The organism is Streptomyces sp. NPDC001502 (assembly GCF_042894785.1).
In the GTDB taxonomy this organism is placed as follows: domain Bacteria; phylum Actinomycetota; class Actinomycetes; order Streptomycetales; family Streptomycetaceae; genus Streptomyces; species Streptomyces kutzneri.
On sequence record NZ_JBIAVW010000036.1, the window covers coordinates 15,346 to 31,589 of the forward strand.

14 protein-coding genes, 1 tRNA gene and 1 pseudogene are annotated in these 16,244 nt (G+C 71.7%); 3 read left to right on the forward strand and 13 right to left on the reverse strand.

The features are described from left to right. Positions 1 to 34: 34 nt before the first annotated feature. Complete coding sequence (locus ACFY0D_RS37830) at positions 35 to 745, forward strand: ALF repeat-containing protein (protein ID WP_390802421.1); 711 nt, start codon at positions 35 to 37, stop codon at positions 743 to 745. Positions 746 to 813: 68 nt separating this feature from the next. On the opposite strand, the gene ACFY0D_RS37835 is transcribed toward ACFY0D_RS37830, so the two are convergent. The 4 genes from ACFY0D_RS37835 to ACFY0D_RS37850 form a co-directional block, all read right to left on the reverse strand. Next, positions 814 to 2,124, reverse strand: coding sequence for a tachylectin-related carbohydrate-binding protein (locus ACFY0D_RS37835; RefSeq protein WP_390802422.1), 1,311 nt, complete (start codon positions 2,122 to 2,124; stop codon positions 814 to 816). A 120-nt stretch (positions 2,125 to 2,244) separates the two neighbouring features. Beyond that, complete coding sequence (locus tag ACFY0D_RS37840) at positions 2,245 to 3,450, reverse strand: peptidase S1 and S6 (protein ID WP_390802423.1); 1,206 nt, start codon at positions 3,448 to 3,450, stop codon at positions 2,245 to 2,247. Next, positions 3,419 to 3,745: a hypothetical protein gene (locus tag ACFY0D_RS37845; protein ID WP_390802424.1), complete on the reverse strand. Its 327-nt coding sequence runs from the start codon at positions 3,743 to 3,745 to the stop codon at positions 3,419 to 3,421. Before ACFY0D_RS37845 ends, ACFY0D_RS37840 begins: the two co-directional genes overlap by 32 nt. A 5-nt stretch (positions 3,746 to 3,750) precedes the next feature. Continuing rightward, complete coding sequence (locus ACFY0D_RS37850) at positions 3,751 to 3,933, reverse strand: hypothetical protein (protein WP_390802425.1); 183 nt, start codon at positions 3,931 to 3,933, stop codon at positions 3,751 to 3,753. A 263-nt stretch (positions 3,934 to 4,196) separates the two neighbouring features. On the opposite strand from ACFY0D_RS37850, the gene ACFY0D_RS37855 reads away from it, so the two are divergent. Further along, positions 4,197 to 5,183, forward strand: a complete 987-nt coding sequence (locus ACFY0D_RS37855) for a LuxR C-terminal-related transcriptional regulator (RefSeq protein WP_390802426.1) — start codon at positions 4,197 to 4,199, stop codon at positions 5,181 to 5,183. Positions 5,184 to 5,186: 3 nt separating this feature from the next. On the opposite strand, the gene ACFY0D_RS37860 is transcribed toward ACFY0D_RS37855, so the two are convergent. From ACFY0D_RS37860 to ACFY0D_RS37875, 4 genes are all read right to left on the reverse strand, one after another. Next, complete coding sequence (locus ACFY0D_RS37860; RefSeq protein WP_390802427.1) at positions 5,187 to 5,423, reverse strand: DUF397 domain-containing protein; 237 nt, start codon at positions 5,421 to 5,423, stop codon at positions 5,187 to 5,189. Continuing rightward, entirely contained in the window at positions 5,383 to 6,231 is an 849-nt protein-coding gene (locus ACFY0D_RS37865) for a helix-turn-helix transcriptional regulator (protein WP_390802460.1), read from the reverse strand. The genes ACFY0D_RS37860 and ACFY0D_RS37865 overlap by 41 nt, the downstream gene beginning before the upstream one ends. Positions 6,232 to 6,392: 161 nt before the next feature. After that, positions 6,393 to 8,087, reverse strand: a complete 1,695-nt coding sequence (locus ACFY0D_RS37870; RefSeq protein WP_390802428.1) for a glycosyl hydrolase family 18 protein — start codon at positions 8,085 to 8,087, stop codon at positions 6,393 to 6,395. Positions 8,088 to 8,342: 255 nt separating this feature from the next. Continuing rightward, complete coding sequence (locus ACFY0D_RS37875) at positions 8,343 to 9,530, reverse strand: LLM class flavin-dependent oxidoreductase (protein WP_390802429.1); 1,188 nt, start codon at positions 9,528 to 9,530, stop codon at positions 8,343 to 8,345. Between the two features lie 250 nt (positions 9,531 to 9,780). Between ACFY0D_RS37875 and ACFY0D_RS37880 the strand changes: the two genes are divergently transcribed. After that, complete coding sequence (locus ACFY0D_RS37880) at positions 9,781 to 10,539, forward strand: IclR family transcriptional regulator (RefSeq protein WP_030012142.1); 759 nt, start codon at positions 9,781 to 9,783, stop codon at positions 10,537 to 10,539. Between the two features lie 96 nt (positions 10,540 to 10,635). On the opposite strand, the gene ACFY0D_RS37885 is transcribed toward ACFY0D_RS37880, so the two are convergent. From ACFY0D_RS37885 to ACFY0D_RS37905, 5 genes and pseudogenes are all read right to left on the reverse strand, one after another. After that, positions 10,636 to 10,709, reverse strand: a tRNA-Lys gene (locus ACFY0D_RS37885). A 48-nt stretch (positions 10,710 to 10,757) separates the two neighbouring features. Next, positions 10,758 to 11,298, reverse strand: a pseudogene (locus tag ACFY0D_RS37890) (response regulator transcription factor). A 464-nt stretch (positions 11,299 to 11,762) separates the two neighbouring features. Continuing rightward, positions 11,763 to 13,433: an AMP-binding protein gene (locus ACFY0D_RS37895; RefSeq protein WP_390802430.1), complete on the reverse strand. Its 1,671-nt coding sequence runs from the start codon at positions 13,431 to 13,433 to the stop codon at positions 11,763 to 11,765. Positions 13,434 to 13,459: 26 nt separating this feature from the next. Next, positions 13,460 to 14,053 (reverse strand): lytic polysaccharide monooxygenase, encoded by a 594-nt coding sequence (locus tag ACFY0D_RS37900; RefSeq protein WP_390802461.1) that lies wholly within the window; start codon positions 14,051 to 14,053, stop codon positions 13,460 to 13,462. Positions 14,054 to 14,264: 211 nt separating this feature from the next. Continuing rightward, a complete protein-coding gene (locus ACFY0D_RS37905; RefSeq protein ID WP_390802431.1) occupies positions 14,265 to 16,061 on the reverse strand; it encodes an SPFH domain-containing protein in 1,797 nt (598 codons plus the stop codon). Positions 16,062 to 16,244: the final 183 nt, after the last annotated feature.

Sequence of the window (16,244 nt, forward strand, 5' to 3'; positions counted from 1 at the left end):
GACCGACTTCTGTGATCCATGGGGGAACACCAGCATGAAGCTCACCCGTACCGCGCTCGCTCTGACCGCCGGCGCTCTCGCTCCCGCCCTGCTGCTCGCCACCCCGTCCCTCGCCTCCGCCGCGCCGGCCAAGGCGTCGGTCACTGCTCCGGCGAGCGCGACGCTGGGCTCCGACACGGAGAACGCCTTCGCCATCGCCAAGATCCTGGCGGACCCGGCGAGCGGCAAGGCCGTGATCCGCGAGGCGAACGCGGCCCTCAGCGGCACCCCGGCCGACCGCGTGGCCTTCCTGACCACGGGCTTCGCCAAGGCTCAGGACGAGGACAACCTGTTCGCCATCGCCAAGATCCTGGCCGGCAACCCGGGCACGGGCGTCAAGCGCGCGGCCGGCAAGGCCCTCGACGGCACCCCGGCCGACCGCGTCGCCTTCTTCGCCACCGGCCTCGCCAGGGCCCAGGACGAGGACAACGCGTTCGCCATCGCCAAGATCCTCGCCACCAAGCCGGGCCCGGGCGTCAAGCGCGCAGCCGGCAAGGCCCTCGACGGCACCCCGGCCGACCGCGCCGCGTTCCTGAAGACGGGCCTGCGTCTGGCCCAGGCCGAGGACGACCGGGTCGACGTCGCCCGCGTCCTCGCCCGCCCGGGCATCAGCGACGCCCTGCGCGCGGAGGCGAGCAGGCTCCTGGACGGCAGCACTCCGGAGGAGCTCCGGTACTTCATCACGGTCGGCCAGTACCAGCTCTGACACGAGGAGGCCGGACCGCCCGATGGGCGGTCCGGCCTTCGCTTGCGTGGCCGTCCGGCCCGGCCGGGCTAGCCGTTCACGACCTTGTCGTAGCGCAGGGCGACGTAGCCCGAGGCGGCGTGGCCGGCGATGCGGCCGTCGGTGCCGCCGTTGAGGTAGTCCTGACCGCGCATCATGTCGTCGTTGGTGTTGGCCTCGTGGATGTACGAGAACTTCCCCGCGGCCTTGTCGACCCACTTCTCGAAGAGCACCACGTGCCCGTCCAGGGTGTTCAGCGCGTCGCCGGGCTGGAGGTCGGACTTGGAGATGGTGGCGGCGACGCCCGGCAGGCTCTGGGTCGTGTAGCTGGTACCGGCGTGCCAGACCATGGAGACGAAGCCGGAGCAGTCGGTGCGGTAGGTGTGGTCGCCGTCCGGGTCGGAGGCGTAGGCGCCCTGGTTGTAGGGGATGTCACGGCTCAGCCAGTTCGCGGCGCGGCTCATGATCTCGCTGCGGGCTATCTGCCCGCCCTTGGTGGAGGGGGTGGGGGTCGGGGGCGCCGGCGGCTGGTAGGTGCAGTCGTTGGCGAAGGCGGAGAGCAGGCTCTGGGTCCAGCCGCTCGCGTCGACCGGGTCGGCGGGGTGGTAGGCGATGTCGTCGCCCTTGCCGTCGGTGGGGTCGGCGTCGTGGTACCAGTACATCCCGCCGTTCGTACGGCCGTAGTAGAGGCCGCCGCCGGGCGAGACGAGGTTGTCGACCGCCGACCAGCCGGAGCTCTTGAGCACCGAGCTCTCCCAGTCCCCGACGCCGTTGATCTGGTACGAGAGCAGCCGGCCGTCGGCCGTGCTGGCGATGAGGACGTCGTCGCCGGCGGCGGCGAGCGTCTTGAGGACGAAGCCCGTGTCGATCACCGCGTGCTTGGCGATGTGGGCGGGCCCGCTGGGCTTGGCCTGGGAGACGTTGTAGCGGTGGAGCTCGCCGCCGACCGTGCCGTAGAGGTGGCCGGCGCCGTCGTAGGTCAGCTTGTCGAAGGTCCAGCCGCTGTCCCAGATCTTGGTGACTCCGGCCAGGGCCAGGGCGCTGTCGTTGGTCTGGATGTCGACGCGGTACAGCTCGCCGGCCGTCGAGGTCACGAGGACGGTGTTGAAGTTGAGGGTGGCCATCGCCTTGGGCGTGAAACCGAGGTTCGCGCCGATCAGGGTCTTGACGCGGTCGCCGGTGTTGGGGGCTATCGCCGTGTAGGTGAGGCGTCCGTCGGGGAGGGTGCCGTAGACCGACACGTTGCCGCCGCAGATCGCGGCGGCCTGGGCCGGCGCCGAGGTGAGGGTGACCATGCCGAGGGTGGTGGCAGAGACGGCCAGGGTGGCGGCGAAGCGGCGCTTGAGGGACGACGAGGACATGGGTGTCTCCGGATTCTGGGCAGCCCTGACGTACGCGCGTCGGGCCGGGAAGGTGAGGGAGGAAGAAGGGGGGAGAGCGCGGGGAGCGGGCGCGGGCGGGCGGGCGCGGCTCGGGGCGGCTCAGTACCAGTTGTTGTTCAGGAAGTGGGTCCAGGCCCCGCACGGTGTGTCGTACCGGCCGTCGATGTAGGACAGGCCCCACTTGATCTGGGTGACCGGGTTGGTGCGCCAGTCGTCACCGAAGGCGTCCATCTTGGAACCGGGCAGGGCCTGGGGGATGCCGTACGCCGTGGAGCTGGGGTTGTCGGCCCAGTAGCGCCAGCCGCTCTCCCGGTCCCAGAGCTGCTCCAGGCAGTTCCACTGGGTGGAGCTGTTCCAGGCGCCGCCGTCGTGCTTGTTCATCAGGTCGCGGCCGGCCGCCTTCACGGCGGGTATGTCCTTGCCGTCGAGCGGGTCCGCGGTGGTGGTGCAGCTGAAGGTCGCCGGCTGGGCGGAGAGCAGCTGCTGTGTCCAGCCGCCGGTGTTGACGGGGGTGTCGTTGTGGTAGGCGATGTCGCTGCCGCTGCCGTCGGCCGGGTTGGCGTCCTTGTACCAGTACATGGCGCCGGTGGTCTCGATCCGGCCGTAGTAGAGGCCGCCACCGGGCGATACGACCTGGTCGAAGCCGGACCAGCCGGAGGTCTTGAGGTCGTCGCGGCCCCAGGTCCCATCACTGTTGATCTTGTAGGAGTAGAGCGCGCCGGCGGACGTGGTGGCGAGCAGGCGGTCGTCTCCGGCGGCCGTGAGCGTCTTCAGGACGAATCCGCCGCCTATCTCCTTGCGCTGGGCGATGTGCGCCGAGCCGGTCGGCTTGGGCTGTGAGACCAGGTACTGGAGCAGCACCCCGCCCGCCGTGCCGTACAGGTGTCCGTGTCCGTCGTAGGTCAGCTTGTCGTGGGTCCAGCCGCTGTCGAAGATCTTGACGGGCGGGCGCTCCAGGACGAGGGACTCGTTGTTGGTGAGGACGTCGAGGCGGTAGAGCGCGCCCGTCGTCGATGTCACCAGCACCGTGTTGAAGTTGAGGGTGGCCATCGCCTTGGGCTCGAACCCCAGGTCCGCCCCGATCCGCACCTTCTTCAGCGCGCCGGTGGCCGGGGTGATGGTGCTGAAGGTGAGCCGGCCGTCGGGAAGGACCCCGTAGATCGAGGCGGTCCCGCTGCACGTGCTCGCGGCCTCGGCGGCCGGGGCGGTGGCGACGGCCGCGGCGGTGAGCAGGCCGGCGCCGAGGGCGGTGGAGAGGGCGGCCACCGCGCTCTTACGGGCAGCCTGACGGAGGGTGGTGGTCACTGCGTTCTCCTGACGAACGGTCGCGGTGCGGCTCGGTGGTGCGGTAGCCGTGCGCCCGCAGTGGGGCACGGGCGCCGTCGAGGATGGCGCGGGCCTGGGTGAGGGCCGCGGCTTCGGAGGCGGCCCGCAGGAAGAGGTAGACGTCCACACCGTCGCGGGCGGCTTTGGCCCGCAGGTGTTCGAGGCCGTGCGTTGCGGGGGTGTGGGCCCAGATCAGATCGGAGACGAGAGCGAGCACGCCCTCCCGGTCCGGATCGGCACGAGGCCCCGAGAGGGAGGCTCGTACGACGCGCATGCCCGCTAGTCCCAGTTGATGCTGTCCTCAAGGGACGTCGGCGCCGCGTCCCAGTTGATGCTGCCGTCGGCGGAGGCACTGACGTGGTGGTGCTCGGCGGAGGCGGTCACCGAGGTAGTGGTGACCGCACCGGCGCAGAGGGCGGTGAAGACGGCGGCGACAGCGGCGAAGCGGGCGGTACGGGACACGGTTTCCCCCAGGTCACAGGCTCGGAAGCGAGGCGTTCGGTGCGGTGTGCTGCGCGCTGGTCCGGATCGTCCTTGCGGCTCTGGCCTGAGTCGGGGAGTTTCCTCCCCGCCGTCCCGGTGATCACCATGTTGCTGCTCCCGGGCCCTGCGAAGAAGAGGTTCCGGCTGTCACCAACGGGCCTGGCACCTTGGTGCCAGACTTCGCCTACGATCACGGAGGCGGCGCTCGCCGGGCCGCCCAACTACCGCCGGGGGGCTGGGAGATGCTGCAGACACTGGGGCTCGGAGCAGATGTGGAAGCCGTGTACCGGGGCATGCTGGCCGACCCCTCAGGGGGGATCTCCGAGCTCAGCACCCGCCTCGGCCTCACCGAGACCCAGGTCCGCGAGGGCCTGGACCGGCTCGTCGACCTCGACCTGCTCAGACCGTCACGGGACTGCCCGGGCGGGCTGCGCGCGGTGCGACCCGAACTGGGCCTGGAGCTGCTGCTGCGCCGCCAGGAGGAGGAACTGGCCCGGCAGCAGCAGGAGCTGGCCCGCAGCAAGGCGGCCGCGGCGCAGGTGGTCTCCGAATTCGCGGAACTCAGCCCGAACACCGAGGTCGACGGCGCGGAGCGGCTCGTGGGGATGGATGCCATCCAGGGCCGCCTGGAGCAGCTCGCCCACGGCCTGTCCCGGGAATGCCTGGCGATCCTGCCGGGCGGCGCCCTGTCCGAGGCCAGCCTGGAGGCCTCCCGGCCGCTGGACCGGCGGGCGCTGGCCCGTGGCATCGAGATGCGCTCGGTCTACCAGGACAGCGCCCGCAACGATCCGACGACGCTGGCCTACGCGCGGTGGCTGACCGAACAGGGCGGCCAGGTGCGGACGAGCCCGCTCCTGCCGCCGCGCCTGCTGATATTCGACCGGGCCGTGGCGGTGGTCCCGATCGACCCCGACCACTCCCGTCTGGGCGCCCTGTGCACCAGCGCGCCCGGGATCGTGGCCTCCCTGACCAACCTGTTCGAGCAGACGTGGGACTCCGCCGTACCGCTCGGAGCCGACCGCCCCCGCCCCAGCGACACCCGCCCCACCGCGACCGAGCTCGAACTGCTGAAGCTCCTGGCCTCGGGCATGACGGACGAGGCCGCGGCGAAGCGGCTCGGGGTGTCGCTGCGCACGGTCAGGCGCCAGATGGCGGCCCTCATGGAACGCCTCCACGCGACGAGCCGCTTCGAAGCCGGCCTCAAGGCGGCCCAGCAGGGCTGGCTCTGACGGTCAGAGACTCCGGACGAAGGTCGCGAATGCGTCTGCCGTGACCGTGAAGACCGGCCCGTGGGGGTTCTTGGAGTCCCGGACGGCGATCTGGCCGTCTCCTCCGGTGGTTCCGCTGTACGAGGCCTTGCGCCAGGCGGCGGTGCCGAGCGGGGCGCACTCGACGCAGTCGCCGCCGGTGTTCCCGCTGTAGCTGGACTTACGCCACAGCATGCCGGTCAGGTTCTGGCTGCTCCCCATAACGCTCCTCCATTACCTGCGCGATCAACACCGCCGAGTCCTCTACGGAGAGTGCCGCGGCCTGCAAGTGAGCGTAACGAAGCGCGGCTTCCCTGACGGTGTCGGGGTTGGCCGTCATGTGGCCCGAGATGAGGTCTTCCGTGTAGACGATGTCCGGATCACTGTCGAAGCGCAGTCCGTTGAACGACCCGATCAGGCCAGCGTGTTCACCAGCCGCACACGGCAGCACCTGGATCTGAACCCACCGGTTCCCATGAAAGCTGAGCAGGTGGGCAAGTTGCGCTCGCATCACCTGACGACCTCCTATCGGCCGGTGCAGCACTCCCTCGTCGAGCACGACCCAGACCAGCGGCGACTTCTCCTGGTGCAGGATGCGATGTCGTTCCATTCGAGCCGCGACCAACTCATCCAGCCGCTTCGGCAATCCTGTCGCCAGCACCGCGCGTGCGTAGGCCTCCGTCTGAAGGAGTCCGTACACCACCTGCGACTGGTAGACGGAGATGTACGTCGCCCGGGCTTCCATCTCCGCGTACGCCTGGAACCACACCGGCAAGACGCTCCGCAGGACCAGCCCCACCAGGCGGGAGAAGTGCCCGTCCGTACCCAGGGCCGCGTCCACCCGTTCCGAGAAGTCCCGGGTCGGGACCCGCTTGCCGTTCTCGATCATGCCGATGAGGGAGCCCGTGCAGAAGATGATCGCGCCCAACTGGGCTTGTTTCAGGCCCGCCTCTTCCCTCAGGCGGCGCAGCTCGTAGCTGTAGTAGTCCAGCGGCGAGGCACTGGGGTCGATGTCACGGACGACGGCCATGGGAAACGGCACCTCCAAGCGGAGAACGAGCTTGTGGCCGAGAGTAGCGACGTCGACACGTACCGGTGTCGGGAATCCCGCAACCATGTCACACACCTCCGCCCCGCCCCCGGGAGAGTGGGGGCAGGGCGGGGTGCCGCTCGGCGCGGGGTGGGGGGAGATCAGCAGGCGCCGAGGTCCTTCCAGACGCCCCACTCACCCGTGGTGCCCGGGGTCTCGTTCTGCGTCCACCACTGGGCCTTGTACTTGCGGCCGTTGTAGGAGACCTCGTTGCCGGCCGTGTAGACGGTGCCCGCGACGTACGCCGGGGTCGAGCCGCAGCCCGTCGGCGGGGTGGTCGGGGGCGTGGTCGGCGGGGTCGTGGGCGGAGTGGTCGGAGGCGTCGTCGGCGGGGTGGTCGGCGGGACCGTGGTGCCGCCGAGGGCGTCCGAGATCTGGTTGAGCAGCGTGGTGTTGTTGTCCAGGCCGAGCAGGGAGTACATCATCGCGCCGGCCAGGCCGCGCTGCTTGCCGTAGTCGACCCGGGCCTGGATGGACTTCTGGTTCAGGCCGGTGAAGAACTCGCCGTCCTTGTAGAAGTACGAGGCCTTGGCCTGGTCGTCCCAGAAGGTGGTCGCCGGGTTGTCGACGAGGCCGCCGAGCTCCTTGTAGTTGGCGATACCGGCCTGCTGGCTGGTGGGCCGGGCGCCCGAGGCGCCGGTCGCGGACTGGGCGAGGCCGTTGTTCGCCCCGGCGGGGACGCCCTTCCAGCCGCGGTAGTAGAACTCGTAGCCCAGCGTCAGCTTGCTGGCGGGGAAGCCGCCGGTGATCCCGTAGGCCGGGTTGCCGTCGATCCAGGAGTCGATCGCGTTGTCGATGCTGTACTTCTGGGTGCCCGGCGCGATCGGGTCGGTCGGGTCGCCCGCCGGGGAGTACAGCGGGGACTGGTGGTACGTGGGGCCGTCGCTGTCCCAGGCGCCGTGCATGTCGTACGTCATGATGTTCGCGTAGTCGAGGTACGCGCCGATCTTGTCCGTCTCGATGTACTTGATCTTGTCCTGGCCGGCCGGCAGGGCCGAGGTCAGCAGGTACTTCTTGCCGCCGTTGGCCTGGCCGTAGGCGTCGAGCTGCTCGCGGAACTCCTTGAGCAGGAGCGTGAAGTTCTGCTTGTCCTCGGGGGCGTAGTGGTTGCCGAGGTGGCCGCCGGAGGAGCCCGGGTACTCCCAGTCGATGTCGATGCCGTCGAAGATGCCGGCGGCGACGCCCTGGCCGCCGTAGCCGCCCTCGACGGGCAGGTTGCCCTTGATGTACTGGTCGATGCAGGAGGAGACCAGCTTCTTGCGGGAGGCGTCGGTCTTCGCCGCGTCGCTGAAGTACTTGGAGTAGGTCCAGCCGCCCAGCGAGATGTTGATCTTCAGGTGCGGGTACTTGGCCTTCAGCTGCTTGAACTGGTTGAAGACGCCGACGATCGGCTGGTCCCACTTGTCGGCGACCCCGCTGACGCTGTCCGCGGCGCTGAAGGACTTCTGGTAGTCGGCGTACGAGTCACCCGCGCCGTCACCGGCATTGGGGTTGCTGTCGTCACCCGCCGCCTTGTTCGCCTCGAAACAGGTGAGGTTGGTGGGGTGGATGTTGCCGAACGAGTAGTTGATGACGTCCAGCTTGCCCGCTATGCCGCGGGTGTCGAGGTGCTTGGGGTAGAAGGCGTTGCCGTACACGCTCCACTGGTCGTAGTAGGCGATACGGACGCCGCCCGCCGCGGCGCCGGCCGAGGCGTCGGCGGCCTGGGCGGTGCCGAGTCCCGCGAAGGAGGCCAGCGCTCCGGCGGCCAGCGCGGCCGTGGCGGCGGCAGCGATGAGAGGTTTACGGATGTGCATGAGCTGTCTCCGTGGGGGTGGGAGGGGAGATCAAGCGGTTCGGGTGAGAGAAGTGATAGCGATCACTCCACCCCCACGTCAATGGTTCGAACCAAAGAAGGACTAGACCACTCAGGTGCTATTTCCCCAAGTCAGAGACTTGAGCGCACATCAGAAACCGCTCGCCACCCCGGGTGACGAGCGGTTTAAGGCTGCCTTCAGGCAGCTCCGCGCAAGGTTTCGGCAACAAACCAGCCAAACGCCGTTCGCACGCCGTCAATCGGCGGCGGGCGCCTCCACCGGCATGCCGTACACGTCTGCGATGAGCTCGTACGAGCGCAACCGGGCCGCCCCGCTGTGGGCGTTGGCGGTCAGCATCAGCTCGTCCGCGCCCGTCCGCTTCGCCAGGTCGTCCAGCCCGGTGCGGACCTCGTCGGGGGTGCCGTGGACGACGTTCGCGAGCCAGCCGTCGACGAACTCCCGCTCCAGCGGGGAGAACGGGTACGCCGCCGCCTCCTCGGGCGTCGGGATCAGGCCGGGCCGTCCGGTGCGCAGGCGCAGCATCGACAGCGCGCCAGTGAGCACCTGGGCGCGGGCCGCCTCGTCGGTGTCGGCGGCGAGCGCGGAGACCCCGATGACGGCGTAGGGGGCGTCGAGGACGGCCGAGGGGCGGAAGCTCTGGCGGTAGAGGTCGAGCGCGGGCAGGGTGCCGGCCGCCGAGAAGTGGTGGGCGTAGGCGAAGGGCAGGCCGAGCTCGCCGGCGAGGCGGGCGCTGAAGCCGGAGGAGCCGAGCAGCCACAGCGGCGGCCGGCCGGCGGGGCCCTGGACCGGGCCCGGTACGGCGTGCACGCGGGCGTACGGATGCCCGTCGGGGAAGTCGTCGTCGAGGAAGCGGGTGAGCTCCGCGAGCTGCCGGGGGAACGCGTCGGCGGCCTCGTCGAGGCGCCCGGGTCCGCGCAGCGCGGCGGCGGTGCGGCCGTCGGTGCCGGGGGCGCGGCCGAGTCCCAGGTCGATCCGGCCCGGGGCGAGCGCCTCCAGGGTGCCGAACTGCTCGGCGATGGCGAGCGGGGCGTGGTTGGGCAGCATGACCCCGCCGGAACCGAGCCGGATGCGGGAGGTGTGCGCGGCGAGGTGGGCCAGGATCACGGCGGGCGAGGAGCTGGCGACGCCGGGCATGGAGTGGTGCTCGGCGACCCAGTGGCGGTGGTAGCCGCGGGACTCGGCGAGGCGGGCGATCTCGACGCTCGTGCGGAGGGAGGCGTGGGCGGTGCTGCCCGCGCCGACGGTGACGAGGTCCAGGACGGAGAGCGGTACGGTCGCCCGGCCCGGCGCGGTGGCGCGGATCCCGTTCGTGCGCCCGTTCGCGCGCCCCGCCGCGTGTCCGTTCACATCCTCGTCGGCATTCCGGTTCGCCTCGCCGCTCCCGCTGGCGCTGCCCTGTGCGTCGTCCCCTGCGTCACTCATCGTCGCTCCCGTTTCGCTCTCCTGTGCGTGCGGTATCAGTGCGACACCGTACGAAGAACTCGAACCGTGGGCGGCCGCCGGGCATTCCCGGTGGGGCGGGGTGATGGTCATGCCAGTGGCATATGCCAATGGAGTAGATCCTGGCTGACAGGCATGATTGAGCCAGCAATCTCCCCAACAGGCGCTCCACATGGGCCTCTTGATGGCTATCGTGGTAGGGCAAGCGGTAACAACCTGCTAGGGGGAAACCGTGGCGCTGAAGCCCGAGCCGACCGCGCCGTTCCACTCGGTGCAGTACGCACTACGCGTACTCGAAACGATCGCACGTCACACCGGTGGTGTGACGGACGTGCAGATCGCGCGTGAGACCGGCCTGCCCGCAGCCCATCTCGCTCCGATGCTGCTCATGCTGCGCCGGGAGGGATATGTCCTGCAGGTGTCCGACGGTGCTTACGCCATAGGGGATTCCCTCGTCCTGCTCGGCTCCGGCATCGACCGGCAGCAGGCACTCACCGACAAGCTCCAGGAGACCCTGGACCGGCTGCGCGACTCGGTCGGCGCGGCCGTCTACATCAGCCGGTACGTGGACGGCGAGGTCAGGATCACGCAGTTCGCGGACAGTCCCCGCACCCCGAAGGTGCACGAGTGGGTCGACTTCCGCTCCGCCGCGCACGCCAGCGCGGTGGGCAAGTGTCTGCTGACGCAGCTCGACCTGAACGGGCGGCGCGACCACCTGTCCCGGCACAAGATCGCCCGGCTCACGTCGAAGACGATCGTGAACGAGCGGATCCTGTTCTCCAAGCTGGACGCCCAGCCCGCCACCGTGCCCATGCTGGACCTGCAGGAATACGCCGTGGGCACGGTCTGCGCGGCGGTCCCGATCACGGCCGGGGCCTCGGTGGGCTGTCTGGCCCTGTCGATGCCGGTCGAGCACGCGCACCGGCTGCGGGCCGCGGCGGACACCTTGAACCGGAAGGCCGCACCGCTGCTGCTGTCGCTCACGCTCTAGCTCCAGGGCGGGAGGAAGCACCGGGCGGGCGGGCCGATGGGCCGGAAAACACTTCGGGCGGTTCCCGGTGAAACCGGAAACCGCCCGAAGGACAGGTGCGCCGCCAGGGACTCGAACCCCGGACCCGCTGATTAAGAGTCAGCTGCTCTAACCAACTGAGCTAGCGGCGCCTGCTGACAGAGAAAATACTACCCGGTCCTCAGGGGTGCTCAAAACCATTAGCCGCAGAGGTACGCGAGGACCGCCAGGACCCGGCGGTGGGTGTCCTCGGCGGGCGGCAGGCCGAGCTTTCCCAGGATGTTCCCGATGTGTTTTCCGACGGCCGCCTCGGACACCGCCAGCTCACGGGCCACGGCCCCGTTCGACTTGCCCTCCGCCACCAGGCCCAGGCGCGGCCAGCGGATCGCGCCGCCGGCGCAGGAGCCGGCGTACGACCTCCGGATCCACCACCGTGCCGCTGCCGTCCCCGGAATCCAGCAGGTCGGCGGCGTACGAGCGCTGCACGTACCGGCTGAGCACCAGCACCGGCAGGTCCGGGCGCGCGGCCCGGAGCTCCACGGCGGCGCGCAGTCCGTCGTCGGACAGGCCCGGGGGCATCCGTACGTCGGTCACGACGAGGTCCGGGGCGTGGACGGCCACGGCGTCACGGAGCTCGTCCGGGTCCCCGACGGCGGCCACCACCCGGTGGCCGAAACGCGTCAGCAGGCCTACGAGCCCTTCGCGCAGCAGGGCCCCGTCCTCGGCGAGGACGATGTTCAGGGCTTGCGCGTGGGGCTGATCTAGGCGGCGGCCTCGACGGACTCCGGAAGGCGCGGCAGGCCGGGCCGGTACCCAGATCGGCGTCCACGGGGACGGCGGAACGCTCGGCGACATCGGCGAGGGCGCCGGTGAGGCCCTGCGAGGGCGGGGAGCAGCCGCGGGCCCGGCGTGGTGACGAGGGCCCTACCGGGCGTCCGCCGGGTATACCCAGCCCCAGCCCCGGGCCCCGCCCGGCCCCGCGCCTCAAAGCCCTGGGGCTCCGCCGCAGACCCCGCGCCTCAAACGCCGGCGGGGCTATTCTTCAGCCCCGCCGGCGTTTGAGGCGCGGGGCGCGGGGCGGAGCCCCGGTCTTTCAGCCTCGCCGGCGTTTGAGGCGCGGGGTCTGGGGCGGAGCCCCGGTCTTTCAGCCCCGCCGGCGTTTGAGGCGCGGGGCCGGGCGGGGCCCGGCAGCGGCGGGGCGGGGGTCAGTGGGTCAGCAGGTCGGACCGGCCATGTGACTCGTACTCCGCCATGAGGGCGGTCAGGGCAGCCGCGTCCAGGGGGGTGTAGGCGCCGGCCGGGGAGCGGTGCCAGACCGGGTCCGCGCAGCGGAAGCCGGCGCGGCGGAGGGTCACACGGTGGATCTTGTTCGTCGCCGTGGTCGGCATGGCCTCGACGATGCGGACGTAGCGCGGGGCCATCTTCGTGCCCAGGTCCGGCTGGCGGGAGAGGAAGGTCTCGAAGGCGGACGGGTCGAAGGCCGCGCCCTCCCGGAGGGCGAGGGCCGCCATGACCTGGTCCCCCGCCACCTCGTCCGGGACGGCGTAGACGGCGACCGCCGCCGCGTCCGTCCAGCGGGCCAGGATGTTCTCGATCATCGCCGCCGCGAGGTTCTCGCTGTCGACGCGGAGCCGGTCGTCGGTGCGGCCCGCGAAGTAGAGGAAGCCCGCCGCGTCGCGGAAGAAGAGGTCTCCCGTCCAGTACCAGCCGTCGCGGGTGCGGTCGGCCTCCGCGTCCGGGTTGCGCCAGTAGCCCTCGAAGAGGCTGCGGCCGCGGTTGACCAGTTCGCCGATCGCCGCCGAGCCGTTCAGCAGACGGCCGTCCGGGGCGAGGACCGCGGGCGGGCATTCCGCGCCGGTGGCCGGGTCGATCACCGCCAGGTCGTCGCCCGCGCCCGCCCGGCCCAGGGCGCCCGGCGGGGTGTCCGGGGTTCGCTGGACGGAGGCGCCGCCCTCGGTGGCCCCGTAGCCCTCCACCAGCCGGACCCCGAACCGCTCGGCGAAGCGGGCCGCGTCCACCGCCCCGGCCTCGGTGCCGAAGCCGAGGCGCAGGGTGTGGGCGCGGTCGTCGGGGCGGGGTTCGGTGGCCAGGAGGTACTGGACCGCCCGCCCGACGTAGGTGAAGTACGTGGCCCCGTACGCCCGTACGTCGTCCAGGAACGCGGAGGCCGAGAAGCGCCGGCGCAGCGCCACCGGGGCCCCGCCGACGAGCGCCGGCAGCCAGTCGGCGATGACGGCGTTGCCGTGGAAGAGCGGCATGCAGATGTAGTGGACGTCGTCCGGGGTGACGGTGAACTGGCGGGCCAGCGCCGCTCCGGCGGCCGCGAGCCGGCCCTGGGTGCAGATGGCGGCCTTGGGGGCGCCGGTGGAGCCGGAGGTGAAGTAGAGGAGGAGGCGGGAGCCGGGAGCGGGGGCCCGCAGCGCGGCTTCGCCGGGTTTGGCGGCGGCGTAGGGGGCGAGCAGGGCCTCGTACTCCTCGGTGCCGGTGACCAGGACGCGTACGCCGGGCAGGTCGAGGCCGCGCAGCAGCGGCAGGTGGGCGCGCTCGGTGATCAGGATCCGGCAGTCGGTGTGCAGGATGTCGCGGGCCAGTTCGGGGCCGCGCCGGGTGGGGTTGATCCCGGCGACGGCGGCCCCGGCGAGGGCCGCCGCGCCGAGCCAGAACGGGAACTCGGGGGTGTTGTCGAGCAGGACCCCGAGGTGTGGCTCGGCCCCCGGAGGCATGAGATCGACGAGGAGCGCGGCGCGCGCGGCGGCCTCCTGGGCGGTCCGGTGGTGGGTGAGGACACCGTTCTCGTGTTTCAGCCCGGGCCGGTGGTCGCCCCATTGGCGCGCTATGAGCTCCGCGACGGTTTCGGGTGCAGTCGTCGTCCGCATGCCGCCGGAGGTTAGCTGACGTAGCGTCAGAATTGAACGTCGGAGCAGGCGTAGAAGGCCATCGGGGTGTCGTTCACGGTCCAGACGGCCAGGATCAGGTGCCGGCCCGTCTTGCCGCTCGGCATGGCGCCCTGGTGGACGGTGGTCATGGCGGGGCGGGCGCCGTTGTAGGCGACCGTGAGGAAGGGCTGGGGTTCGAGGTCGGCGCGGGTGAGAGCCTTGGTGCCGGTCCAGCCGTTCTTGGTGACGTAGTACTTGAAGTCGGTGGTGGAGTGGTTGGCGGTGAACTGCCACCGGAAGGAGTAGCCCTGCCCGCTGGTCACCTTGGTGGTGGGCCAGGCGCCGCCGCGCGGGTTGTCGAGCTCGGAGAACTGGGAGAGTCCGCCGGAACATATCTTGCCGTCGGCGGGACCGGCGGCCGGGAACCCCTTGAAGCCCTCGACGCTCTGCGGCTCCCACTGGATCGCACCGCAGTCGGAGACGGTCCGGTTGGCGCAGAGCTTCTGGCGGCTGATCGGAGTGTCGGTGTAGCCATGACTGCTGGCGGCGGGGGCGCTGACGAGGGTGATCCCGGCGACGAGGCCGAGGCCGAGCGCGGCGACGCCGGCCCGTTTGGGCATGCGGATGGGACGCATGATGCTCCTTGAACGTGGGGGGAGTTCGATGAGAGCGCGCGCGTGTGTGGGGATTAGGTCTAGACCAAGTCCCAGATTATTGACGAGAGTTGGCCATGTCCATACCAATGGGAAAACGGGTGGTCCGGTAACTTCCGGCCACCCGCTCCCGTACCGCTGGACCCTCCTGAACGCCTCCGGACTTCCCCTGTCGCGCTTACTCGGAGCGGCCCGTGTAGAAGGCGACCGTCAGGTCCTTCACCAGCGCCTTGCGCTCGTAGTCGTCGAGCTCGACCAGCCCGCGCGAGGTCAGCCGGTGGACGGTGTCGTCGACGGCGTCCACGACCGAGGTCAGCACGGTGTCCCGGTGCTTGGCGTCGATCGCCGCGACCCGGCGGCGCCGCATGGCCTCGGCCACCTCGGCCGCGTACTCGATCCGGGTCGGCTGGGCCGAGAACACCTCGACCCCGACCGCCTCGGTCTCGGCCGCCAGCATCCGGGTCAGCGCGTCACCGACGGCCTCGGCGTCGCGCAGGGTCGGGGCGTCCTCGTGGAAGGCGTCGGCGGGCAGCTGCGACAGGACGCGGGCCATCGCCGATTCGACCTGCTCGGCGAGGTACTCCGTGTGGTCCTCGACGGCGAGGGTGGCGCGTGCGGTGTCCCTGACCTGCCAGACGACCTGGACGACGACCTGGAGGGCGAGGCCGCCCGAGTCCACGGCGGGCATCGGGTCGCTGCGCCAGTGGCGCAGGCGTACGTCGACCCCGCGGCGCAGGAGCAGGGGACTGACCCAGGTCAGGCCGGTACGCCGGACCGTGCCGCGGTAGCGGCCGAAGAGGGTGAGCACCCAGGCGTGGCCGGTGCGGGCCCGGCCGAGTCCGCCGAGCGACACGAGGGCGACGATGCCGAGGAAGGCGAGCGGCGGCCAGTGGGTGGCGCGCAGGCCGTGGTAGGCGCGGGGGGTCGCGCCGAAGGCGGCCACGAAGGCGGCGGGGACGACCCCGGCCCGCCAGAGCACGGCCAGGCAGCCGGCGAGGGCGAGCCCGCCGACGGCCACGCCGACCCAGCCGGGCAGCACCGGGCCGCGGTGTTCCCGGAGCCGGTCGTCGCCGCGGGGGACCCGGCGTCCGGGGGCGGGGCGCGGGGCGCGGGCGGCGGGCGCGGTGACCGCGGGTGCGGGCACCGCCGGGAGCTGCTGCGTCCCGCGGAACGGGAGGTGCACCGGCACCTCGCTGACCGAGGTGCCCCGGTGGGCTCCGGGGCGCGGGAGGTCCGGCGCGGCGCCGCCGTCGCCCAGGCCGCGGGCCACCGCCTGGGCGACGATCTCGACCGGTCCGGGCCCGGGGATGCCGGAGGGCTGCGGCGGCGCCGCCTTGTCCACGGGTTCGGGTTCGGGTTCGGGGGCGGTGACGGGCTCGGGCTCGTATGCGTGCTCGGGCTCGCGCTCGGGCCCGGTCTCGTACCCGCGCTCGGGCTCGTACCCGTACTCGGGTGCGGGCGCGGGCGCCTCCACCGCTTCGAGCGCGTACCCGTACTCGGGTGCGGGTGCGGGCGCGGGTGCGTGCTCGTACCCGTACTCGGGTGCGGGCGCGGGCGCCTCCACCGCTTCGAGCGCGGCTGCGGGCGCGGCTTCGGCTCGGGTGTCTACCTCGGCTTCGGCTTCGGCTTCCGTGTCCGCCCCCGCTTCGGCCTCGGCCTCGGCTTCGGCCCGGGCGGTCCGCAGACGCAGGGTGGACACCCCGGCGGGGGCCTCCGCGTCCTGCGGGTGCGGGATCGCCGCGGCCCCCTGGTCCCCCTCGTCGTACGGATGGGCCCGGGCCGCCGGCACCTCCCACCCGTGCGGCAGCTCGGGAGCCGGGCGGGCGGCCCGCGCCGCGGCCCAGCCGAACGAGGTCTCGGCGGCGACGGCGTGCTCCGGCGTGGCGGGGCTGCCCACCAGGGCGGGCGGCGGGCTCGGCGGGGCGGCCTCGCGCGGCGCCGCGACGGCGACGACCGCGTGCACCGGCTCCGGCATGGGCGTCGGCTCCGCGGCCCACACCGGGTGAGCTGCCGACATCACTGCGGGGGCAGGGACAGCGGGCGCGGGGGCAGGGGCAGGGACGGGGGCGGGGGCAGGCGCGGGATCCGCCGCCCGGACCGCCACCGGGGCGGCCAGCGGCGGCACTCGGAGGGTGCCCGTCGTCGAGGTGGTGCGCGT